Here is a 21,096-nt window from a genome sequence, read left to right on the forward strand (position 1 = left end):
CCGGAAGCAGCACGAACCTCCTGGCGCGTGGCGGGGCCGCGACGCGCCAGGGCCTGTCCTCCCGCAAGCCTAACGGACATCATGCAAAGCGACATCATTCTTCAGACCCGGGGCCTGAGCAAGGAATTCCGCGGCTTCGTGGCGGTCAACAACGTCGACATGAGCGTGCGCCGCGGCGCCATCCACGCGCTCATCGGCCCCAACGGCGCGGGCAAGACCACCTTCTTCAATCTGCTGACCAAGTTCCACATTCCGACGCGCGGCGAGATTCTGTACGACGGCGTGGACATCACGCAGGAACGCCCCGCGCAGACCGCGCGCCGCGGCATCGTGCGCTCGTTCCAGATCTCCGCCGTGTTCCCGCAGCTGTCCGTGCGCGAGAACGTGCGCGTCGCCTTGCAGCGCAAGCTGGGCGTGGACTATTGCTTCTGGCGTTCGGAACGCACACTGGAAAGCCTGCACCACCGCGTCGAGGAACTGCTGGACCAGGTCGGCCTGCGCACGCACCTGGATGTCGCCGCGGGCGACCTGCCCTATGGCCGCAAGCGCACGCTGGAGATCGCGACCACGCTGGCGCTGGAACCCGAACTGCTGTTGCTGGACGAACCCACGCAGGGCATGGGCCACGAAGACGTCGATCGGGTCAAGCACCTGATCAAGCAGGTATCCGCCGGCCGCACCATCCTGATGGTCGAACACAACATGAAAGTGGTGGCGGACATTTCCGACACCATCACCGTGCTGCAACGGGGCGAGATCCTGGCCGAAGGCCCCTACGCAACCGTGTCGGAAAACCCCGCGGTGCGCGAAGCCTACATGGGAGCCGAAGATGAATGAAGCCGCCCCGGGCTCTAGCATGCTGGAGATCCGCAACCTGCACGCCTGGTACGGCGAATCGCACATCCTGCACGGCATAGACCTGGACGTGAAGCCGGGCGAATGCGTGACATTGCTGGGCAGGAACGGCGCGGGCCGCAGCTCGACGCTGAAGTCCATCCTGGGCCTGGTCGGCCGACGCAGCGGCTCCATCAAGATCCAGGGCCAGGAGACCGTGGGCCTGCCGCCTCACAAGATCGCACGGCGCGGCATCGGCTATTGCCCCGAGGAACGCGGCATCTATGCGTCCTTGAGCGCCGAGGAAAACCTCATGCTGCTGCCCTCGGTGGGGCCGGACGGCATGTCGGTGGAAGAGATCTACAACATGTTCCCCAACCTGAAAGAACGCGCGCACAGCCCCGGCACGCGTCTGTCGGGCGGCGAACAGCAGATGCTGGCGATGGCGCGCATCCTGCGCACTGGCGCCCGCCTGTTGTTGCTCGACGAAATCACCGAAGGCCTGGCCCCTGTCATCGTGCAGTCCCTGGGCCGCGTGATCCGGCAATTGAAAGAGCGCGGCTACACCACCGTGCTGGTCGAGCAGAACTTCCGCTTCGCCCAGCACCTGGCCGACCGCCATTACGTCATCGAGCACGGCCAGGTGGTGGCGGTGATAGACCGCGCCGAGGTCCGGCAATCGCAGAACAAGCTGAACGCCCTGCTCGGCATTTGAGTTTTCCAACCACATTCCTTCCGACCGCAGTCCCCTTCCTACACGGAGCGTAGTCAGATGAAATTGAATCGAATCGCAGCAGCGCTGTTCGCCGTCGGCATGATCGGCGCCGCCCAGGCCCAGACCAAGGTCAGCGACGACGTGGTCAAGATCGGCGTCCTGACCGATCTGTCCGGCGTCTATTCCGACCTGGCCGGCAACGGCTCCGTGATCGCGGCGCGCATGGCCGCCGAGGAAATGGGCAACAAGGTGCTGGGCAAGCCGGTGGAAGTGGTTTCCGCCGACCACCAGAACAAGCCCGACGTCGCCGCCAACCTGGCGCGTGAATGGTTCGACCAGGGCAAGGTCGACATGATCACCGACTTCCCGACCGCCTCCACCGCGCTGGCGGTGATGGAAATCGCCAAGCAGAAGAACCGCGTGACCATGCCGTCGGCCGGCCTGTCCACGGCCATCCTGGGCGAGAAATGCTCGCCGCTGAACGCCCAGTGGACCACCAACACCTATGCGCTGGCCGCCGGCACCGCGCGCGCGCTGGTCAAGGAAGGCAAGAAGACCTGGTACTTCATCACCGCCGACTATACCTTTGGCCACTCGCTGGAAAAGGACGGCACCGAGGTCATTCAGGAAAACGGCGGCAGCGTGGTGGGCGTGTCGCGCCACCCCTTCCCCGGCAACGACTTTTCCTCGTTCCTGTTGAAGGCGCAAGCATCGAAAGCCGACGTGATCGCGCTGGCCAATGCCGGCAACGACACGGTCAACGCGGTCAAGCAGGCCAACGAATTCGGCATCAACAAGAAGCAGATCGTGGCGCCGCTGCTCACCTACATCTCGGACGTGCACAGCATGGGCCTGGCCAAGGCGCAGGGCATGTACCTGACCGAAGCCTTCTACTGGGACTATGACGACGCCTCGCGCGCCTGGGCCAAGAAGTTCTTTGAGAAGGCCAAGAAGATGCCGACCGCCTCGCAGGCGGGCGTGTACTCGGCCACGCTGTCCTACCTGAAGGCGATCGAAGCCGCCGGCACCGACGACGCGCCCGCCGTGATGGCCAAGCTGCGCGAAATGACCATCAACGACGCCGTGATCCGCAACGGCAAGCTGCGCGCCGACGGCGCGCTGGTGCACGACATGCTGCTGTTGCAGGTGAAGTCGCCCGCCGAATCCAAGGCGCCCTGGGACTACTACAACGTCAAGTCGGTACTCAAGGGCGAGGAGGTCTTTCCCAAGCCCCAGGCCGCGTGCGCGTTGAACAAGACGTAAAGCCGCCACGCGCCGCACGCCTTGCGTGCGGCGCCGGCTGCCCTGGCCGCGGCGCACCGCCGCCGCGCGCTTCCCGGAAATCGACGCGACACCTGTCCGCCCGACACCTACCATGTTCGATATCTCGCTATCCGCCTTGCTCGCCCAACTACTGGTGGGGCTGATCAACGGCTGCTTCTACGCCATCCTGAGCATGGGCCTGGCCATCATCTTCGGCCTGCTCAACATCGTCAATTTCACGCACGGCGCCCAGTTCATGATGGCGGCGTTCCTGGCCTGGATCGGCTTCACGCAGCTGCCGCAGCTGCTGGGGCCGGGCGTGCAGATCAACTTCTGGGCCGCGCTGATCCTGGCGCCGCTGCTGGTGGGACTGGTGGGCGTCGTGATCGAGAAGACGCTGCTCAAGCGCCTGTATCACCTGGACCACCTGTACGGCCTGCTGCTGACCTTCGGCATCGCGCTGATGATGGAAGGCGGCTTTCGCTACTTCTACGGCATCTCGGGCGTGGGTTACGAGCCGCCCGAAGTCCTGCAGGGCGGTTTCGACCTGGGCTTCATGTTCCTGCCGGCCTACCGCGCCTTCGTGGTGGTGGCGTCCCTGACGCTGTGCCTGGCGACCTGGTATCTGTTCGAGCGGACCCGCCTGGGCGCCATGCTGCGCGCCGGCACGGAAAACCCCAAGCTGCTGCAGGCCTTCGGCGTCAATGTGCCGGTGATGATCACCCTGACCTATGGCTTCGGCGTGGCGCTGGCCGGCGTGGCCGGCGTGCTGGCCGCGCCCGTCATGCAGATCAACCCACTGATGGGCGCCAACCTGTTGAACATCGTGTTCGCCGTGGTCGTGATCGGCGGGCTGGGCTCCATCATGGGCGCCATCGTCACGGGGCTGGCCCTGGGCCTGCTGGAAGGCCTGACCAAAGTGTTCTATCCCGAAGCCTCGACGGTAGTCGTCTTCATCGTCATGGCGATCGTTCTGCTGACTCGCCCCGCCGGCCTGTTCGGCAAGGAGAAATAAGGTGCAGCGCATACCCTCCTCGATCCGCATCCTGGCGCTGCTGCTGGTGCCGGCCCTGCTGGTGCCGTTCTTCCCGCAGATCGTCTATCCCGTGTTTGTGATGAAGGTGCTGTGCTTTGCGCTGTTCGCGCTGGCCTTCAACCTGCTGACCGGCTTTACCGGACTGGTGTCCTTCGGCCATGCGGCGTTCTTCGGCTGGGCCGGCTACGCAGCCGGTGAAATGATGATCCTGTTCGGCGCGCGCGGCCTGCCGCCCGAGGTTGCCATGGCCTGCGGCGTGGCCATGGCCGCGGCCATCGGCTGGGCCATCGGCTGGCTGGCGATCCGGCGCACCGGCATCTATTTCGCGATGATCACGCTGGCGCTGTCGCAGGTGGCGTACTTCATGGCGGTGCAGGTGGGCTGGACCCGCGGCGAGGACGGCATGCAGGGCATCCCGCGCGGCAAGTTCCTGGGCCTGGTGGACCTGAGCGTGGACAGCAATATGTATTACTTCGCGCTGGCGGTCTTTGTGCTGGGCTTTCTGTTCGTCTACCGGGTGATCCATTCGCCCTTCGGGCAGGTGCTCAAGACCATCCGGGACAACGCGCCGCGGGCCATATCGCTAGGTTACGATACAGACCGGTGCAAGCTGCTGGCCTTCGTGCTGTCGGCCTCGGTCGCCGGCCTGGCGGGTTCGCTGAAGGCGCTGGTGCTCCAGCTGGTTGCATTGAACGACGTTTCGCTCGCCACCTCGACGGAAGTGCTGCTGATGACGCTCCTGGGCGGCATCGGCACGGTATGGGGGCCCGTGGTGGGCGCGACGCTGGTCGTCAGCTTGCAGAATTATCTTGCCACCCTGGGCGACATCGTCACCATCGTCATCGGACTGATTTTCGTGTTGTGCGTGTCGTTCTTCCGGCGCGGATTCGTCGGCGAATGGCTGGCCTACGCGCAGTGGCGCAAAACGAAGGAAAACAATAGTTGATGGCAGCAGCAGAATTCAAACGGCGCGCCGCCGACGTCGCCTACGACCAGATCGAAAGCATGATCGCCACGCTGCAATTGCAGCCGGGCAGCGCGGTCGTGGAAGCGGATCTGGTGGAAAAGACCGGCCTGGGGCGCACGCCGCTGCGCGAGGCGCTGCTGCGCATGGTGGCCGCCGGGCTGATACGCCAGGAGCCGCGGCGCGGCCTGCGCGTGTCCATGATCCAGCTGGCGGACCACATGGACTTGATCCAGACCCGCCGGGCGCTGGAGCAGCTGATCGCCGCCAGCGCCGCGCGCCGCGCCACCCCTGCTCAACGCAGCCAGATCGTGGATTGCGCCGCGCAGATGATCCGCGCGGCGGAAGGCGGCAATCTCGACGACTACATGCATGCCGACCAGATGCTGGACCACGTCTGCCACCAGGCCTGCCGCAATGCGTCGGCGGTGAACGCGGTGGCGCCGCTGATCATCCAGTGCCGCCGCTTCTGGTACGCCTACCAGCACGAGGGCGACATCGCCGAGGGCGCGCGCCGCCACATGCTGATGGCTGAAGGCATCGCCACCGGCAACGAGTCCGCGGCCATCAAGGGCGCGGACTCGCTGATGGACTACCTGGAAATGTTCACGCGCAAGGTGATTGACGCGTGACGGCCGGCGCGGCCTGCCCCTTGCGGCGGGCCAGCCACTGCAGGACCCGCGGCCGCGAACGGTCATAGGCCAGGTTGTAGAGGAAGGCGTAGGGCAGGTAGAACAGCACCAGCGCGATATCCAGCACAAAGGCCTGCCACAGGCCGATGTTCAGCCACCAGGCCGCCAGCGGGATCACGATCAGGATCAGGCCCAGCTCGAAGCCGAACGCGTGCACCACGCGCAGCCGCAGCGTGCGGGTCCAGCCCATGCGGTTCTCGATGCGGTCAAAGCCCGCGTTGTAGATCATGTTCCAGACCAGCGCGATCCAGGCGATCACCGCGGTCAGCACACCCATTTCGAACAGGGACTTGCCCATGGCCCAGGCAGCCGCCGGGGCGGACAAGCCGATGGCGATGATTTCGAACAGAAAGGCGTGAAGGAAACGTTCTTTAATGGATTTCTTGGCTTGCGTCATGACCCACCTGCGGTCGGTTGATACTCAGTGGTACGGATTTTCGACGATATTTCCGTTACCATAAAGATGGTTTTCATCGGAAAAACCGATAACACCGGAGCCCCTGACCCATGCGCCATTCCCTGGAATCCCTGGCGGCGTTCGCCCAGGTCGCCTCCGAAGGCACGTTTTCCGCCGCCGCCCGCAAGCTCGGGAAAAGCCAGTCGACCGTCAGCGAAACCGTCGCCAACCTGGAAGTGGACCTGAATGTGACGCTGTTCGACCGCAGCCAGCGCCAGCCGGTCCTGACCGAGGCGGGCCGCGTGCTGCTGGGCCAGGCCTTGCAGGTGCTGGCCGCCAACGACAGACTGAATCGCAGCGCCAGCCAACTGTCCGAAGGCCTGGAGCCCCGGCTGACGGTGGTGCTGTCCGACACGTTCCAGTCCGAGACCTTCGAAAACATGCTCAGCCAGATCGACCAGCGCTATCCGACGCTGCGCTTCGAATGCCTGATCGCGGAGTACGAGGATGTGGTGGCGCTGGTACAGCAAGGCCGCGCGCATCTGGGGCTGATGGCCGCCCAGGAGAACTATCCGCCCGACGTCGCGCACGCCGCCCTGGCGGAGCTTTCGGAAATCGTCCTGTGCGTGAGCCGCAAGCACCCGCTGGCCAAGCTGCCCCGGGTCACCGAGGACCAGCTGAAATCCGAACGCGCGCTGCGCCTGAGCACGTATGAGCTGGGCGACAAGGAGACCGAGCCCGCGTACGCGACCTGGTCGGCGCCCGGGTATCTGATGCTGATGGACATGGCCACCCTGGGGTTTGGCTGGACCGAACTGCCGCGCTGGATGTTCCAGCGCTTCGGCCAAGACCAACTGGTTGAGCTGAAGGCGCCTGGCTGGCCGCGCCACATCCGCGTCGACGCGGTCTGGTCGCGGCGCCGCGCGCTGGGGCCGGCGGGCGCCTGGCTGCTGCAGAGCCTGACGGGCGGCTAGATCCGGCCCGCGCCGCACCGGCCTTGCAGCCGATCAGCGCGCCGTGGCCGGCAAGCGCGAGATGTGCACGCCGTTGACGTTGAGCCAGTCGCCCAGCTTGGGGCTGGCCAGCACGTCGAATTCCGCGCGGCGCTGGCGCGACATGGCGCAGCCGTCCTGGCTGCCCATCGCCGGATGGCACATGAGCAGGTCGCAGTCGCGCGCGTTGAACAGCCAGTTCTGCAGCAGGTCCGCGTAGCGGCGCTTGCCGCCCGCGAAGCCGTAGACGCCCAGCAGCCGGCGGTTGGTGCGCATGCCGTCCATGCGCGCCTGGCGCGCCAGCGCCGCCGAGCCCAGCGCGCCGATGACGCGCGCCTTGATGGCTTCCTTCAGGGGAATGCCGAACTGCATGCCAGGCGCCGTCTGGCGCAGCCACGGCATATGGGCTCCGTAACGACGCTTGAGCAACTGCAGCAGGCGCTCGCGGATGCCGGGCAGCTGATGCACGTGCTGATGGCCGTCGACGTAATCCGGCGCGCGGCCGAAGGCCGCCTCGAAGGCGTCGAACTGGCGCTCCAGCTGCGCCTCGACCCAATCGCCGTCCAGCCTGCCCGTGTAGGCATTGAGAATCAGCCGGCTCAGGGTGGGCATGGGGTCGGCGCCGGGCATGAGCGCTTCGGTGAAGTTCACATGCAGGCCGATATCCACGTTCAGCGACGCCAGCCGCCCCGCGTTCGCCGCGAACGAAGGTCCCAGCGTCAGGCAGCTGACCGCGCTCAGGCGGCCCATGCCGGCCAGCGCGATCATGCCTTCATCGATGTCGGCATTCATGCCAAAATCATCACCGCAGACCACAATACGTTTGCTCATCGCTATACCTTTGACTTCCCTATCCCTACGGCTTTCATGCGCGCCCTGCTGCAACAAGTAAGCACCTTCATTGCTGTCGGATGCGCCGCCGCAGCCACCCACTGGGCTGTCGCCGTGGGTTGCGTCGAATTCTTCCGCATCCCGCCCCTGGCCGCCAACCTGGCGGGCTGGCTGGTCGCCTTCGCGGTGTCCTTCACCGGCCATTACCGGCTTACATTCCGACATTCCAAAACTCCCTGGACGGTAGCAGCGCGGCGTTTCTTCTTTGTGTCAGCCATAGGCTTTCTCATCAACGAAGCCGCTTACGCGTGGCTGCTGCACAGCACTGCCATCCGCTACGACATCCTGCTCGCGCTGATCCTGCTCGGGCTCGCCGTGGCGACCTTCATCGTCAGCCGGTTCTGGGCATTCCGCCACAAACCCGCTGCCTGAAGGCCGCGTCCACGTCGACGCGCCACATCACGTACTTCACGCTGCTGACCACGGGCGCCAGCCCCTCCAGCGGCGGATAGACCGGGTTGTCGGCGGCGGTGCCCCACACCCAGAAACGCGCCCCTTGCGCCGCCTGGCACAGACGCGCGGTGAACTCCGCGGGGCTGAGCAATACCTCGTCCCCCGTCTCGGGATCGAACTGGGCGGCGTCGTACAGTTCTTTGCGCCAGTTGTCGCGCACGGGGACCTCGGGGTTGCGCCAGTCGTCCACCACCCACGCAGGACGCGCCGCCCTTGCGTAAAGCGCCAGATCGAAGGGATAGGTGTGCAGCGAAACGAACGTATCGTCCGGCCGCGCCTGTTCCCGCACCACCTTGGCCAGCGGCCCGGCGCTGCCGCGCGCGTTGTTGGCCGCGATGCCCACCGCGATGACGCAGATGCCCGCCGCCAGGGCCGCGCTCAGGCGCACCAGGCGCGTGGCGCCTTCGGCATCGGCGCGCCTGGCCCCCTGGATCACTTCAGCCAGCAGGAAAGCCAGCGGCGCCAGCGCCGGCAGGACATAGCCCACGAGCTTGGAACTCGGCAGCGAAAAAAACACGAGCACGACGGCAAACCACACCAAGGCCAGGCGCCGCAGGCTGCGCGTGGGGCCTTCCCAGAACGCCTGGCGCAGTATGCCGCCGCCCCACAGCGACCAGGGCAGGCTGAGCCCGACAATCACCGGCAAATAGAACCAGAACGGCTGCGCATTATTGAAGCCGCTGGCCGCGAATCGCTGGAAATGCTGATAGACGAAGAAGTAATCGTAAAAGCCGGGATAGCGCAGCTGCATCAGCACGAACCACGGCGCCGCCACGGCGATGAACGCCAGCAGCGCGGGCGGCCAGCACAGCGCGGCCAGGCCGCGCCAGCGCCGCTCCCACAGCAGCCAGATCAGCAGGATGGCGCCCGGCAGCGCCAGACCGATCAGGCCCTTGGCCAGTACCGCCAACGCCGCCAGCACACCGGCCGCCACCGACATCGCGCGCCAGGCCTGCCCGCGCTCGGCGCGCAACACCGTGTCCACGGCGGCCAGCACGCACAGCGTGATCAAGCCGGCAACCAGCATGTCCAGATTCGCGAACTGCGCACCGCCATAGAAAAACGGCATGGTGGCGAGGACCAGCACCGTCAGCGCGGCGGTCGCGGTATCGCGGTAGCGCCGCACAAAGCAGTACAGGACCGCCACGGCGCCCCACGCCGCGAGCCAGGAAGGCACCCGCGCCGCCCAGGGATGCACGCCGAACACCGAGAAGGACAGCTCGGTCAGCCAGTAATAGAGCGGCGGCTTGTGGAAGTACGGCATGCCGTCCAGCAAGGGCACCGCATGCGAGCCGCTGCGCAGCATGTCCCAGGCCACGCCGGCATAGCGCCCTTCATCGGGCAGGGTCAGGGGCCTGATCCAGGCCAGGAAGGCAAGCCACGCACCTATCGCGAGCAGGAAGCGTCCTGCCGGCGGGGTCCAGTCTGAACGCCGCCAGAAAGTCGTGGCGGACATGTCAGCCCAGGCCTTTGTCCGGCCGGGAAGTCCGGCCCTGGCGGCGGCGCACGACGAACAGGGGCCGCCCCTTCACTTCATCGAAGATCCGGGACACGTACTCCCCCACCACGCCCAGCGAAATCAGGTTCACGCCGGCAAAGAACAGCACCGCCGTCACGATCGTCGTCCAACCGGAGACCTCGTTGCCGAAAAACAGGTATTCGCCGACCAGATAGACCGCATAGGCCAGCGCCAGCATGGCGAACGCCACGCCGACCAGGCTGACCAGGCGCAGCGGCCAGGTGGTGAACGCGGTCAGGCCGTCCAGCGCCAGCCGCACAAGACGCATGCTGCCAAAGCGGCTGTCGCCATGCATGCGCTCGTCGGGGGTATAGGCCAGGGCCTCGCCCTTGAAGCCGACCCAGGCATACAGGCCTTTCATGAAACGGGTGCGTTCGGGCAGCGCAATCAGCGCGTCCACCACGCTGCGGTCCATCAGGCGGAAATCGCCGGCGTGCGCAGGCACGTCCACGCCGCGAGCGCCGCTCAGCAGCTTATAGAACCAGCGCGCGCCAGCGCGCTTGGCCCAGGATTCGTCATGGCGGGTCTCGCGCACGGCGTAGACCATTTCGGCGCCCGCGGCCCAGCGCGCCAGCATCTGCTCGATCAGCGCGGGGGGATGCTGCAGATCGGCATCCAGGCAGATCACCGCATTGCCGGTAGCGGCTTCCAGGCCGGCGCTGATCGCGGCTTCCTTGCCGAAGTTGCGCGACAGCTGCACATAGCGAAAGCCGTCGTGCTCGGCCCATTCGGCCATCAGCGCTTCCGTGCCGTCGGTGCTGCCGTCATCGGCCACGATGATTTCCCAACTGGTGCACAACGCTTCCAGGCGATTGCGCAGCAAGGGCAGCAGCACCCGCAGGTTCTCGCATTCGTTCAGGCACGGGATGACGCAAGTCACGCAGGTGTCATACGGTACGGGCGCCTCGGCCGCCGGCCATACCGCTTCCAGGGGAAACGATTTGGTCAACACTTGCGGAGCGGAGGATTCGGACCGGAATTGGATATGCATGGCTCTAGACTCGGAATGCAGGACTATGGCGTGCAGTATGCGTAGCCGGTCGTTGAATTTTCATAAAATGCGGCGCGATTGCAGTACCGGTCATCCAGGGCGAATTCTAGGGAGCCGATCCTTGAAAACAATAAAGTCCCGTGAACCTGTGTCCCCTATTTGTGAAGGCCTGTAAAGCCGGGAGCCGCGCCCGCATCGGTAAAATGCGCCCGAGTTTTTGTTTTCGCAGGTTGTCATGCAATATCAAGTCCGGTCCATGCTGGCCAGCGACGTGGACGCCATCCTGGCCCTCCAGACGCTGGCCTACCCCGGTTTCCTGCTGGAAAGCGCCGATTTCTTCCAGAACCGCCTGGCGCTCGCCCCCTCGCACTGCTGGGTCGCACAGGCCAGCCGCGACGGGCTGCTGGGTTACCTGATTTCCTATCCCTGGGATGCGGGCCTGCCGCCCGCGCTCGACGTCGCGCTGCCGGCGCTGCCGGCCGGCGCCGACCACTGGTTCCTGCATGACTGCGCGGTAGCGCCGTCGGCGCAGGGACTGGGCGTAGGCCAGGCGCTGCTGCGCGCCGCCGCAGCCAAGGCGCACGCAGGCGGATTGCGCCGCGCCAGCCTGGTGTCCCTGGAATCCGCCGTGGGCTATTGGCAGCGCCACGGCTATCTACCGGTCAGCGCAGACAGCGCCGGCCTGGCCGAAAAACTGGCCGGCTACGGGCCGCGCGCGCAATACATGTCGCGCGCATTTCCGCTCTAGCCGCCCCGGCCGCGGACGCCTGCCGCCACGGCCTACCGCCCGCCCGGCCCCGCGCCGCGCGCCGCCTCCCCTGCCCCATGTACACCGCTGTCGCAGCGGACGTAACATAAGCCTCAGTCCGTGTGAGGCGGCAGGGTTCAAACAGCCAGAAAGTTCACCGTGCCCTGACAGGGCGCAAAGGTACCTATGATCTCGCTTACGCCCGTTCAATCACTGCTGGCATGCTGCCTCGTCCTGGTCATCGGACGCGTGCTCACCACCCGGATCGGGGTCCTCGCCCGCTACAGCATTCCCGACCCCATCGTGGGCGGCCTGCTGTTCGCCGTGCTGGCCTATCTGCTGTCCACCTGGGGCGGCGTATCCGTCTCGCTGGAAACCAGCATCAAGCCGACCTTGCTGCTGCTGTTCTTCGGCAGCATCGGCCTGACCGCCAACCTCAAGCTGCTGGCCAAGGGCGGCCCTCGATTGATTGCTTTCCTGCTGGCCCTGATCCCCTTCCTGATCCTGCAGAACGCCGTGGGACTGGGCATGGCCTGGCTGCTGGACATGCATCCGCTGATGGGCCTCTTGGGCGGCACCATCACGCTGGTGGGCGGGCATGGCACGGGCGCGGCCTATGCCACGCGCTTCGCCGACTTCAACAACATCCAGGACGTGATGGCGCTGGCGATGACCGCCGCCACCCTGGGGCTGGTGCTGGGCGGCGTGGTGGGCGGGCCGGTGGCCGAATGGCTCATGCGGCGCCACAAGCTGGCCGGCAGCCTGGACCACGTGCCCGGCGACGGCCATGAGCCTGCGGACCTCATGGAAAACGCGCCGGCGTCCACCGCCGGCTCCTACATCGTGTCCCTGGCCGCCGCGCTGGTCTGCCTGGTGGTGGGCGGCTACCTGGCCGCGCTGGTCGAGGACGCGCCCGTCAGCCTGCCCAATTTCCTGTGGTGCCTGGCCACGGGCGTGCTGATCCGCAACGGCGGCGAAAAGCTGGGCCTGAAGCTGGATGACCGCGCCACCGAGATCATCGGCACCATCTCCCTGTCGCTGTTCCTTGGCATGACCATGATGACGCTGGACCTGTCCAGCGTGGCGCGCCTGGCGGGCCCGCTGGCGCTGATGCTGGCGGTGCAGACCCTGGTGTGCGCCCTGTACGCCGCCTGGGTGGTGTTCCGCATGCTCAAGCGCGACTACGAGGCGGCCATCATGTCGGCCGCGTTCTGCGGCTTCGCGCTGGGCGCCACCGCCACCGCCATCGCCAACATGCAGGCGCTGACGCGGCGCCACGGCCCGGCGCCGGAAGCGTTCATCGTCGTGCCGGTCACCGGCGCCTTCCTGGTCGACATCCTCAACGTGATCGTGCTGACCTCGCTGATCTCCTTGCCGTTCGTGGGAGGGATGTGACCATGTTCAAACGCCTCATCATTCTGAGCCTCTGCCTGGTGCTGGCGGCCTGCGGCCGCGCGCCGGATACCGACGTGCTGCGCGTCGACGTCGAACGCAGCCTGGCGACCGCCTATGGCGCGGACCTGTTCCGCATCGCCGAGCTCAAGCGCATGGGCTCGGCCTCGGACAGCAGCGCCCCGCCGGGCGAAACCCGCCGCGTGGTCTATTACGACGTCGAACTGGATCTGGCGCGCAACATCACGCTGGGCGCCTGGGACCAGCCTGGCGCCGCCGCTCTGGTCACGCTGCTGGGCGCAGGCCCGCGCAGCATCAGCGGCGTGAAATCCGGCGGCAACCAGGCCGGCGACCGCATCGTCGCGCATGCCAGCGCCATCTACCGCCAGGAGGGCGACGGCTGGAAGCTCGTCACGCCTGCCGGTTTCAAAGCGGCAGAGGCGCCCAACCTGGACACCGGCGCGCCGCCGCCTGTCACGCGCCAACTGCTGGACACGCTGGACCAGATCACCCATTCGGTTTCCTACAGTGCCTCCAGCACCGCGCAGCACGTGGTGCAGCAGGAACTGGAGCGCTCGGTGGCGCGCATCAACGGCCGGCTGGCCCGCATGCAACAGGGCTACCCGCTGGCCGGCGGCCCGGACCGCGGCGAATACGTGGCGTTCGCGCGCGCCCTGAGCGACGTGGCGCGCAAGCAGCAGATCCGGGTCTCGCCGCTGATCACGGGCGGCGGCGCCGAGAACATCGCGCTGCTGCGCAGCGGCGACGCGGTGGTCGGGCTGGCCCAGGCCGACACGGCACGGCTGGCTTACGACGGCAAGGGGCCGTTCGCCGCACAAGGCCCGTTCACCGGCCTGCGCGCGCTGGGCAGCCTGTATCCGGAACTGGTCCACATCGTGGTGCGCGACGATGCCGCGCTGCGCGGCGTGCGCGACCTCAAGGGCAAAACCATCGCCCTCGGGCCGGAAGGCTCGGCGGTGCGCGCCACGCTGGAAACGGTGCTGGCCGCCCACGGCCTGCAGGCCGGCCGCGACTACACCGTGGTCGACACGCCGTTCACCGAGTCCCTACCGGCCTTGAACTCCGGCGCGGTCGACGCCGCCGCCCAGGTCATCGGCGTGCCCGCGACGCCCTTGCGCGATGCCCTGACCCAGGCGCGCCTGAAGCTGCTGCCGCTGGACCCCGCCGCCATCAAGACGCTGACGGCGGCGGACACCGCCCTGATGCCGCTGGACATCGCCGCCGGCACCTACCCCAACCAGCGGGAGCCGATACCCACCGTGGGCATGGCGGCGCTGCTGCTCACCACCGCCGACCTGACCCGCGACGAGGCCCTGGTGATCGTGCGCGCGGTCTACGTGACCGGGCAGGACCTGCTGGCCGCCGGATCGGCCCAGGGCGCCCAGGTGGGGCTGGCCACCGCCCGGCGCGGGCTGACCGTGCCGCTGCACGACGGCGCCCAGGAAGGGCTGGCCAAGCTTGAGCAGGCCAAACCGCACTGAAGCCGGTTGCGCTTATGATTGCGCTCCTTACCAGGAATTCCCATGAATAAATTCGATCTGCAGAAAACCCAGGCCCTGAAGCTGGCTGGCCAACTCAAACAATCCGCCACGCCGGACCGTTTCGGCACCGCCTCGCAAGCGCCCGACCGCCGCGAACAGCGCAAACTGGACCAGGCCGCCGGCTTGGTGCCGTTCCCGCTGAAGTTGTCGCAGGCCCACGCCGACAAGCTGCGCGCCCTGGCGGCCGAACGCGGCGTGTCCACCAACGACATCGTGGCCGAAGTGCTGCAAAACGCGCTGGACAAGTAAGCGCATGCACATCTGGGTCGATGCGGACGCCTGCCCCGCGGTCATCAAGGACATCCTGTTCCGCGCCGCCCAGCGCTGGCAGGTGCCGCTGACGCTGGTGGCCAACCAGATGCTTTACACCCCACCCTCGCCGCTGATCCGCGCCGTGCAGGTGCCGCGCGGCTTCGACGTGGCCGACGCCCACATCGTCGAGCGCGCGGCTGCGGGCGACCTGGTGATCACCGGCGACATCCCGCTGGCCGCGGAAGTCCTGGAAAAAGGCGCGATGGCCCTGAACCCGCGCGGCGAGCGCTACTCGCCGGAAACCATCCGGGAACGGCTGGCGCTGCGGGACATGATGGAAGAGCTGCGAGCCAGCGGCGTGGATACCGGCGGCCCGGCATCGTTCAGCCAGGCCGACCGCAAGGCTTTCGCCAATCAGCTGGACAGCCTGCTGGCGCGCGTGGCGCGCAATGCGCAGAAGGGCTGAGGCCCCCGCGGGCCTTGGCTGCCCGTCAATAGAACGTGATGTAGGCCTTGTAGATGATCGTGCCCAGGGCCGTGATCAGGCCTATGCCCATCAGCCCCATGCCGATATTGCGGTCGCGCAGCCCGAAGCCGATCAGCATGAGCGCCACGCCCGTGCCTATGATGATCAACATGATGTTGGTGTGTTCGGACATGACCTTCTCCAGTTCGCCTATGCCTGGCCCCACGGGCCAAAGCCATTGTTATCAATGATAATCAGGCTCGCATGCGACGCGGCTCAATCGATGAGAGTCCGCTTGCGTCAAATCAAGAGAAGGGTAATGAAAGGGACGGTTCAGCGCAATGGCTTGCATGGCAGGAAAGGTCAATGCTCCCCTAACAATCCACATCCACTGTTGGAAACATGGGAGGCATGCCTCAGTGCCCTCAGTCTAGATTCATCAATTCCCAAGTCGCACCGTTGAAGATCAGGCGATAGCGATATACCCCAGCCGCGGCAATACTGATTTTCTCGTAGCGCACCGGCACATCCGAGTTATCCAACCCGTATATCTGCACACCGACCTTGTGTTCGCCAGCAGGAAGATAGAAGCGTAGTACGGTGGCATTCGGCACGTTCGCGATTCGTTTGCCGTTCACGTAGACTCGGGTGTCGACCCCTCCGCCAACGAAGGCATCGTCTCGGGCAACTACGACCTGTCCTTTGTCCGCTCCGCCAATGAGCAAGTCCTTATCGACAACGTTCGCCATCGGCACTGGCTTTCCAGACTCAGGATTGACCGCCACTGAAGAGCAGCCCGCGAGCAACGCCGAAAAAAAACCAACCAACAACAGTTTCCGCATGTCCTCTCCCTGAAAAGAGGTCTTTTAACATATGCTTACTAGCACCCCTGCAGTTGGTAATAGGGGAGCATCAATAAAGACATGCCCAGCCTAAGCCGGCCTCTCAACTCCTTTGGCATAAACATGTAGAAAAAAGGCGAAATGGACACAACTCAATGGGCTATAGCCGCCATGTCTGCGGCAGAGAAAGGCTTGGATCTCTTGGACAAGCACTTTGCTGCAGTACTCGGCGTGGCCGGTACTTTGATTGGCGCATGGCTCGCGAATCGTCATGCCTTGAAGACCCAAGAGAAGTCTTTGGCGCATTCAGAGAAACAACAAAAGTGGGCCAAACAGTCACAACTGCGAACCGAGACCTACATGCGTGCGTCCGGCTCCAGCGCGCGGCTTCTGCAACACGTGATTAGCTTGGCGGAGCCTAACACCGACCCGTCCAAGTTCCAGGACCTAATGCGGGATGTCGGTGCAGACTTTGCAGCTCTTAATGTGTCTGCATCAGCCCCGGCGCTGGGCGCGGCCAAGGCCTTCCTCCTATCTCTATTTGACTTGCAGGCTAAGCTCACAATTGAACGCAACCGAATGACGGTCGCCTTGGCGGTAGCGGCGACCCATCGGGATCATGCGGCCGCAGCGCTAGCTCGGCAGAGCCAGTACACCGAACTACTACGACAGCATAATGTTGGTGGTCAGTTCGACCCCGACCTCAGCAAGCGCTTGAAGCAACAGTTCGATATTGCGTGTGCCGAGTGGGAGAAGCATCATGAGCTTCAGCAGCAGCTCACGTCTGAGGCGTATAAAGAGTCAGCTCGCTTGATGGCCGTAGTGGCCGCAGACTTCCCAGTGATAGCCGAACGATCCGATGATGTCCTACTGGCGCTTCGAAAAGATCTGGACCTCGACATAGACGAACAAGCGTATCGGCAGCTTTCTCAGGATGGTCTGACGCAAAGCTTGGTGCAATTCGAGCAAATGCAGAAGAAAATGCTCGAAACTGTGGGCTGAAAGATATTGAGTACTTTTTGAGTACCAAAACAATCAGGGGTTTAGCCGCTAAGCTAAACCCCTGATTGTTCACACAAATTTGGTGGGTAGTACTGGGTTCGAACCAGTGACCCCTGCCGTGTGAAGGCAGTGCTCTACCACTGAGCTAACCACCCCGAAAGAGGCGAAATATTAGCACGTTTTTTTGAACGTGTGCAAGTCGCCTCGAAAAAACTTTAGACGGCCGCCACCGGCGCGTCGATCTTGCGCCAGGTGCACTCCCCGCCCACGGACTTGTCCAGGGCCGCGAGATAGGTTTCATGCTCGGCCAGTTCCGCTTCGCTGGCCTTGATCACGGGCAGGCCCGACGCGTCGAAGCGAGCCAGCTCGGCGCCATTGCCGCCAGCGCCGGCGCCATCGTCCACGTCGATCAGCAGCGCGTCCTGGCCGCGGGTCATGGCCAGCCAGACTTCCGCCAGGAGCTGCGAGTCCAGCAATGCGCCGTGCAGCGTGCGGTGGGCGTTGGAGATGCCAAAGCGGTCGCACAGCGCGTCCAGCGAATTGCGCTTGCCGGGGAACAGCGAACGCGCGTGCAGCAGCGAGTCGGTGACCGTCTCGCAGTACTCGGTGATCGGGCCGCGCCCGGCCTTGGCGAGTTCGGCGTTGAAGAATTTGACGTCGAACGCCGCGTTGTGCGCGATCAGCTCGGCGCCCTGGATGAACTTGACGAATTCGTCCGCGACATCGGCGAAGCGCGGCTTGTCGGACAGGAATTCCGTGGTCAGGCCGTGCACCGCCAAGGCCTCGGGGTCGCTATCGCGGTCGGGGTTCAGGTAGATGTGCAGGTTGTTGCCGGTGCTCATCCGGTTGACCATTTCCACGCAGCCGATCTCGACGATGCGATGGCCCTGGGCAGGGTCCAGTCCGGTGGTTTCAGTGTCAAAGATGATCTGGCGCATAACTTATTCCGACGCTTGGGCGGGCGAGGCGGGCTGCGCGTGCGGCGCCGGAGCGGGGTCCGGGTGATGCGCTGCGCTGCCGGCCTGGCCGGGTTTCTTGCGTGCCGTGGCGATCAAGGTATAGGCCACCGGCACGACGAACAAGGTCAGTAGTGTACCCAGCATCAGCCCGCCCACCAGAACCCAGCCGATCTGCTGGCGCGATTCCGCCCCCGCGCCGGTGGACAGCGCCAGCGGCACGGTGCCCAGCACCATGGCGCCGGTCGTCATCAGGATGGGCCGCAGGCGCAGCACGCTGGCCTCGACCACGGCTTCGAACAATTCCTTGCCCTCGTCGCGCAGCTGGTTGGTGAATTCGACGATCAGGATGCCGTGCTTGGTGATCAGCCCCACCAGCGTGATCAGGCCGATCTGGCTGTAGATGGACAGTGTGCCCCCGGTCAGCCACAACGCCAGCAGCGCGCCGGTCATGGACAGCGGCACCGACAGCATGATGATGAAGGGATTGCGCCAGCTTTCGAACTGGGCGGCCAGCACCAGGTAGATGAAGGCCAGCGCCATGGCGAAGACCAGGTAGATGCTGCCGGAGGAATCGCGGAACTCGCGCGACTGGCCGTCCAGGTCGGTCACGATGGTATTGGGCAGCACATCGCGCGCCACCTGGTGCATGTGCGCCAGGACCTCGCCCAGCGCGTAGCCCGGCGCCACGGCGCCGTCGATCTTCACGGCGCGCAGGCGGTTGAAGTGATTCAACGACTGCGGCGACACGCCCTCGTGCACGCCCAGCAGGTTGTCCAGCTGCACCATGCTGCCGTCGCGCGCCCGCACGTAGATGCCGGAGATGTCGGTGGGGTTGGCGCGGTCGCGCGGGGTCACCTGCACGATCACGTCGTACTGCTCGCCTTCGTCCTTGTAGCGGGTGACCTGGCGGCCGCCCAGCATGGACTCCAGGGTGCGGCCCACGGTGTCCACGTTGGCCCCCACGTCGGCCATCTTGTCGCGGTCCACCCGCACTCGCAGTTCCGGCGTGTTCAGGCGCAGGTCGGTGTCCAGGTTGATCAGGCCGGGATACTTGCGCAGCTCGGTCAGGAAGACCTCGGTCAGGCGCGACAGCTCGGCGTAGGACGCCTGGCTCATGATGATGAATTCCACCGGCTTGGAACGCGCCGACTGGCCCAGCGACGGCGGGTTGGTCGGGAATGCGCGCACCCCGGGCAGCGAAGCGAACTGCGGCTGCAGCTGCTGCGTGATGGCCTGCTGCTTGCGGCTGCGTTCTTCCCAGGGCTTGAGGCGCAGGATGGCGGTGCCGTCCGTCACGGTCGGAAAGCCCACGGTCACCTGGCTACCGCTGGCCTCGGGAATGTCGGAGTAGAACTTTTCGATGCCCAGCATGCTTTCCAGCGTGTAGTTCAGCGTCGCCCCTTCCGGCGAGCTGACGATGCCGAACACCACGCCGCGGTCCTCGATGGGCGCCAATTCGCTCTTGACCACCTTGAACAGCACGCCGCTGGCCGCCGCGACCGCCACGCCTATCACCACCACCAGCCAGCGGTGGCGCAGCGACGCCCCCAGCGCGCGCCGGTAGCCGTTGCTCATGGCGTTGAGCCAGCCTTCGATCAGGTTGTACCAACGGCTATGGCTGCTCTCGTGGCGCAGCAGCACCGAACACATCATGGGGGTGAGCGTCAGCGCCACGAAGCCCGACACCAGCACCGCCCCGGCCAGCGCCAGCGCGAATTCGATGAACAGCCGTCCGGTGCGGCCGGTGGCGAAGGCCAGCGGCGCGTACACGGTGACCAGGGTCATGGTCATCGCGACCACCGCGAAGCCGATCTCGCGCGATCCGCGCAGCGCGGCCTCCTTGCGCGGCATGCCTTCTTCGATGTGGCGGAAGATGTTCTCCAGCACCACGATCGCGTCGTCCACCACCAGGCCGATGGCCAGCACCATGGCCAGCAGGGTCAGCGTGTTGATGGAAAAGCCGAACAGGTACATCAGCGCGCAGGCACCCACCAGCGACACCGGAATGGTGACGATGGGGATGATGCTGGCGCGCAGGTTGCGCAGGAAGAAGAAGATCACCAGCACCACCAGCACGATGGCTTCGCCGATGGTGTGGAACACGGAATCGATGGAACGTTCGATGAACACCGACGAGTCGTAGGCGATGTTCAGCTTCATGCCGGCCGGCAGGTTCTCGTTCAGGCGCGCCACTTCCTCGCGCGCGGCCTTGGACAGTTCCAGCGGGTTGGCGGTGGACTGCCGCGTCACGCCGATATTGATGGCGGGCTTGCCGTTGAAGCGCGACAGCACGCGGTCGCTGGCGGCGGCAATCTCCACGTTGGACACGTCGCGCAGGCGGACCGGATAGCCTTTGACGTTGGCGACGATCACGTTCTCGAACTGCGCCGGCGTCTGCAGGTCGGTGGAAGACACCACCGAGAACTCGCGTGCGCGCGATTCGATGCGGCCGGCCGGGATCTCCACGTTTTGGCTGCGCAGCGCGGCTTCCACGTCCTGCACGGTCAGGCCGTAGGCGGCGAGCTTGTCGCGGTCCACGTAGATGCGCATGGACGGCAGGCGTTCGCCGAAGACGCGCACCTCGGCCGCGCCGGGCAGCACCGACAGGCGGGTCTTGATGTAGCGGTTGATGTAGTCCGAGGTCTGGATCGCGGAGTACGAACCGGACTCGACCGCGATGTAGATGATGGGCTGGGAATCCGCCTCGACCTTGCCGATGATGGGCTCGTCGATCTCGTCGGGCAGGAAGCGGCGCGCGCGCGAGACCTTGTCGCGGACTTCCGCGGCGGCGGCGTCCGGATTGCGCGACAGGTTGAACTTGATGTTGATCAGGCTGCGTTCCGAGCGGCTGCGCGAGGTCATCACGTCCACGCCCTCGATGCCGGCCAACTGGTCTTCCAGCGGCTTGGTCACCTGCGATTCGATCACCTCGGGCGAGGCGCCCTTGTAGGTGGTGTCCACCGAAACAATGGGCTCGTCGATCTTTGGATATTCGCGCACGGTCAGGCGCGAATACGAAATCAGGCCGATCAGCACGATGATCAGCGACAGGACCGATGCGAACACCGGCCGCTTGATGCAGGTTTCCGAGATACGCATTGCGCTACCGCCAAAAATGGAAAAAGG

The 21,096-nt window shown here is 65.3% G+C and carries 22 protein-coding genes and 1 tRNA gene; 14 read left to right on the forward strand and 9 right to left on the reverse strand.

Features of this window, described 5'->3' with window-relative positions:
* The first annotated feature begins 81 nt into the window (after positions 1-81).
* The 6 genes from FOC84_RS08775 to FOC84_RS08800 all read left to right on the forward strand — a co-directional run bounded on the left by FOC84_RS08775 (position 82) and on the right by FOC84_RS08800 (position 5,444).
* Positions 82-837, forward strand: coding sequence for an ABC transporter ATP-binding protein (locus FOC84_RS08775; protein WP_082401334.1), 756 nt, complete (start codon positions 82-84; stop codon positions 835-837).
* A complete protein-coding gene (locus FOC84_RS08780) occupies positions 830-1,549 on the forward strand; it encodes an ABC transporter ATP-binding protein (protein ID WP_173144076.1) in 720 nt (239 codons plus the stop codon). Before FOC84_RS08775 ends, FOC84_RS08780 begins: the two co-directional genes overlap by 8 nt.
* Before the next feature lie 57 nt (positions 1,550-1,606).
* Positions 1,607-2,812: an ABC transporter substrate-binding protein gene (locus FOC84_RS08785; protein ID WP_173144077.1), complete on the forward strand. Its 1,206-nt coding sequence runs from the start codon at positions 1,607-1,609 to the stop codon at positions 2,810-2,812.
* Positions 2,813-2,924: 112 nt separating this feature from the next.
* The gene (locus FOC84_RS08790) at positions 2,925-3,827 is read left to right on the forward strand and encodes a branched-chain amino acid ABC transporter permease (RefSeq protein ID WP_173144078.1); all 903 of its coding nucleotides are present in this window, start codon (positions 2,925-2,927) and stop codon (positions 3,825-3,827) included.
* Position 3,828: 1 nt separating this feature from the next.
* Positions 3,829-4,794: a branched-chain amino acid ABC transporter permease gene (locus FOC84_RS08795; RefSeq protein WP_173144079.1), complete on the forward strand. Its 966-nt coding sequence runs from the start codon at positions 3,829-3,831 to the stop codon at positions 4,792-4,794.
* The gene (locus tag FOC84_RS08800) at positions 4,794-5,444 is read left to right on the forward strand and encodes a GntR family transcriptional regulator (protein WP_173144080.1); all 651 of its coding nucleotides are present in this window, start codon (positions 4,794-4,796) and stop codon (positions 5,442-5,444) included. The genes FOC84_RS08795 and FOC84_RS08800 overlap by 1 nt, the downstream gene beginning before the upstream one ends.
* Here the strand turns inward: FOC84_RS08800 and FOC84_RS08805 are convergent.
* A complete protein-coding gene (locus FOC84_RS08805; protein WP_173144081.1) occupies positions 5,419-5,901 on the reverse strand; it encodes a multidrug/biocide efflux PACE transporter in 483 nt (160 codons plus the stop codon). The two genes, FOC84_RS08800 and FOC84_RS08805, sit on opposite strands and share 26 nt — an antisense overlap.
* A 110-nt stretch (positions 5,902-6,011) precedes the next feature.
* On the opposite strand from FOC84_RS08805, the gene FOC84_RS08810 reads away from it, so the two are divergent.
* Positions 6,012-6,875: a LysR family transcriptional regulator gene (locus FOC84_RS08810; protein WP_173144082.1), complete on the forward strand. Its 864-nt coding sequence runs from the start codon at positions 6,012-6,014 to the stop codon at positions 6,873-6,875.
* Between the two features lie 33 nt (positions 6,876-6,908).
* Here FOC84_RS08810 and FOC84_RS08815 read toward each other — a convergent pair whose 3' ends face one another.
* Positions 6,909-7,724, reverse strand: coding sequence for a ChbG/HpnK family deacetylase (locus FOC84_RS08815; protein WP_173144083.1), 816 nt, complete (start codon positions 7,722-7,724; stop codon positions 6,909-6,911).
* A 36-nt stretch (positions 7,725-7,760) separates the two neighbouring features.
* Between FOC84_RS08815 and FOC84_RS08820 the strand changes: the two genes are divergently transcribed.
* On the forward strand, positions 7,761-8,156 hold the full coding sequence (locus tag FOC84_RS08820; RefSeq protein ID WP_173144084.1) for a GtrA family protein: 396 nt from the start codon (positions 7,761-7,763) through the stop codon (positions 8,154-8,156).
* Here FOC84_RS08820 and FOC84_RS08825 read toward each other — a convergent pair.
* Positions 8,116-9,693, reverse strand: coding sequence for a glycosyltransferase family 39 protein (locus tag FOC84_RS08825; RefSeq protein WP_173144085.1), 1,578 nt, complete (start codon positions 9,691-9,693; stop codon positions 8,116-8,118). The two genes, FOC84_RS08820 and FOC84_RS08825, sit on opposite strands and share 41 nt — an antisense overlap.
* 1 nt (position 9,694) lies before the next feature.
* The gene (locus FOC84_RS08830; protein ID WP_173144086.1) at positions 9,695-10,747 is read right to left on the reverse strand and encodes a glycosyltransferase family 2 protein; all 1,053 of its coding nucleotides are present in this window, start codon (positions 10,745-10,747) and stop codon (positions 9,695-9,697) included.
* A 256-nt stretch (positions 10,748-11,003) separates the two neighbouring features.
* Here FOC84_RS08830 and FOC84_RS08835 point away from each other — a divergent pair, with 256 nt between their 5' ends.
* The 5 genes from FOC84_RS08835 to FOC84_RS08855 all read left to right on the forward strand — a co-directional run bounded on the left by FOC84_RS08835 (position 11,004) and on the right by FOC84_RS08855 (position 15,167).
* Positions 11,004-11,495, forward strand: coding sequence for a GNAT family N-acetyltransferase (locus FOC84_RS08835; protein ID WP_173150026.1), 492 nt, complete (start codon positions 11,004-11,006; stop codon positions 11,493-11,495).
* Between the two features lie 186 nt (positions 11,496-11,681).
* On the forward strand, positions 11,682-12,890 hold the full coding sequence (gltS, locus tag FOC84_RS08840) for a sodium/glutamate symporter (RefSeq protein WP_173144087.1): 1,209 nt from the start codon (positions 11,682-11,684) through the stop codon (positions 12,888-12,890).
* Positions 12,887-14,389, forward strand: coding sequence for a TAXI family TRAP transporter solute-binding subunit (locus FOC84_RS08845; protein ID WP_173144088.1), 1,503 nt, complete (start codon positions 12,887-12,889; stop codon positions 14,387-14,389). Before gltS ends, FOC84_RS08845 begins: the two co-directional genes overlap by 4 nt.
* Positions 14,390-14,431: 42 nt before the next feature.
* Positions 14,432-14,698, forward strand: coding sequence for a hypothetical protein (locus FOC84_RS08850; RefSeq protein ID WP_173144089.1), 267 nt, complete (start codon positions 14,432-14,434; stop codon positions 14,696-14,698).
* 4 nt (positions 14,699-14,702) lie between these two features.
* Complete coding sequence (locus tag FOC84_RS08855; protein ID WP_173144090.1) at positions 14,703-15,167, forward strand: YaiI/YqxD family protein; 465 nt, start codon at positions 14,703-14,705, stop codon at positions 15,165-15,167.
* 25 nt (positions 15,168-15,192) lie between these two features.
* On the opposite strand, the gene FOC84_RS08860 is transcribed toward FOC84_RS08855, so the two are convergent.
* Together FOC84_RS08860 and FOC84_RS08865 are read right to left on the reverse strand one after the other, a co-directional pair.
* Positions 15,193-15,360, reverse strand: coding sequence for a hypothetical protein (locus tag FOC84_RS08860; protein WP_173144091.1), 168 nt, complete (start codon positions 15,358-15,360; stop codon positions 15,193-15,195).
* A gap of 232 nt (positions 15,361-15,592) precedes the next feature.
* Positions 15,593-16,009: a hypothetical protein gene (locus FOC84_RS08865; RefSeq protein WP_173144092.1), complete on the reverse strand. Its 417-nt coding sequence runs from the start codon at positions 16,007-16,009 to the stop codon at positions 15,593-15,595.
* Between the two features lie 141 nt (positions 16,010-16,150).
* On the opposite strand from FOC84_RS08865, the gene FOC84_RS08870 reads away from it, so the two are divergent.
* On the forward strand, positions 16,151-17,011 hold the full coding sequence (locus FOC84_RS08870; RefSeq protein ID WP_173144093.1) for a hypothetical protein: 861 nt from the start codon (positions 16,151-16,153) through the stop codon (positions 17,009-17,011).
* A gap of 80 nt (positions 17,012-17,091) precedes the next feature.
* Here FOC84_RS08870 and FOC84_RS08875 read toward each other — a convergent pair.
* The 3 genes from FOC84_RS08875 to FOC84_RS08885 all read right to left on the reverse strand — a co-directional run bounded on the left by FOC84_RS08875 (position 17,092) and on the right by FOC84_RS08885 (position 21,069).
* Positions 17,092-17,166: transfer RNA gene (locus FOC84_RS08875), tRNA-Val, on the reverse strand.
* A 60-nt stretch (positions 17,167-17,226) separates the two neighbouring features.
* Positions 17,227-17,949, reverse strand: a complete 723-nt coding sequence (gene dnaQ / locus FOC84_RS08880; protein WP_173144094.1) for a DNA polymerase III subunit epsilon — start codon at positions 17,947-17,949, stop codon at positions 17,227-17,229.
* 3 nt (positions 17,950-17,952) lie between these two features.
* Positions 17,953-21,069, reverse strand: a complete 3,117-nt coding sequence (locus FOC84_RS08885) for an efflux RND transporter permease subunit (protein ID WP_173144095.1) — start codon at positions 21,067-21,069, stop codon at positions 17,953-17,955.
* Positions 21,070-21,096 lie beyond the last annotated feature (27 nt).

The organism is Achromobacter pestifer (genome assembly GCF_013267355.1).
GTDB lineage: Bacteria > Pseudomonadota > Gammaproteobacteria > Burkholderiales > Burkholderiaceae_B > Achromobacter > Achromobacter pestifer_A.

Coding starts and splice junctions, on each gene's coding strand:
- FOC84_RS08855 (WP_173144090.1), top strand. CDS start 14,703: ATGCACATCTGGGTCGATGCGGACGCCTGCCCCGCGGTCATCAAGGAC.
- FOC84_RS08810 (WP_173144082.1), top strand. CDS start 6,012: ATGCGCCATTCCCTGGAATCCCTGGCGGCGTTCGCCCAGGTCGCCTCC.
- FOC84_RS08805 (WP_173144081.1), bottom strand. CDS start 5,901: ATGACGCAAGCCAAGAAATCCATTAAAGAACGTTTCCTTCACGCCTTT.
- FOC84_RS08885 (WP_173144095.1), bottom strand. CDS start 21,069: ATGCGTATCTCGGAAACCTGCATCAAGCGGCCGGTGTTCGCATCGGTC.
- FOC84_RS08850 (WP_173144089.1), top strand. CDS start 14,432: ATGAATAAATTCGATCTGCAGAAAACCCAGGCCCTGAAGCTGGCTGGC.
- dnaQ (WP_173144094.1), bottom strand. CDS start 17,949: ATGCGCCAGATCATCTTTGACACTGAAACCACCGGACTGGACCCTGCC.
- FOC84_RS08860 (WP_173144091.1), bottom strand. CDS start 15,360: ATGTCCGAACACACCAACATCATGTTGATCATCATAGGCACGGGCGTG.
- FOC84_RS08800 (WP_173144080.1), top strand. CDS start 4,794: ATGGCAGCAGCAGAATTCAAACGGCGCGCCGCCGACGTCGCCTACGAC.
- FOC84_RS08825 (WP_173144085.1), bottom strand. CDS start 9,693: ATGTCCGCCACGACTTTCTGGCGGCGTTCAGACTGGACCCCGCCGGCA.
- FOC84_RS08835 (WP_173150026.1), top strand. CDS start 11,004: ATGCTGGCCAGCGACGTGGACGCCATCCTGGCCCTCCAGACGCTGGCC.
- FOC84_RS08865 (WP_173144092.1), bottom strand. CDS start 16,009: ATGCGGAAACTGTTGTTGGTTGGTTTTTTTTCGGCGTTGCTCGCGGGC.
- FOC84_RS08775 (WP_082401334.1), top strand. CDS start 82: ATGCAAAGCGACATCATTCTTCAGACCCGGGGCCTGAGCAAGGAATTC.
- FOC84_RS08780 (WP_173144076.1), top strand. CDS start 830: ATGAATGAAGCCGCCCCGGGCTCTAGCATGCTGGAGATCCGCAACCTG.
- FOC84_RS08820 (WP_173144084.1), top strand. CDS start 7,761: ATGCGCGCCCTGCTGCAACAAGTAAGCACCTTCATTGCTGTCGGATGC.
- FOC84_RS08870 (WP_173144093.1), top strand. CDS start 16,151: ATGGACACAACTCAATGGGCTATAGCCGCCATGTCTGCGGCAGAGAAA.
- FOC84_RS08790 (WP_173144078.1), top strand. CDS start 2,925: ATGTTCGATATCTCGCTATCCGCCTTGCTCGCCCAACTACTGGTGGGG.
- gltS (WP_173144087.1), top strand. CDS start 11,682: ATGATCTCGCTTACGCCCGTTCAATCACTGCTGGCATGCTGCCTCGTC.
- FOC84_RS08830 (WP_173144086.1), bottom strand. CDS start 10,747: ATGCATATCCAATTCCGGTCCGAATCCTCCGCTCCGCAAGTGTTGACC.
- FOC84_RS08785 (WP_173144077.1), top strand. CDS start 1,607: ATGAAATTGAATCGAATCGCAGCAGCGCTGTTCGCCGTCGGCATGATC.
- FOC84_RS08815 (WP_173144083.1), bottom strand. CDS start 7,724: ATGAGCAAACGTATTGTGGTCTGCGGTGATGATTTTGGCATGAATGCC.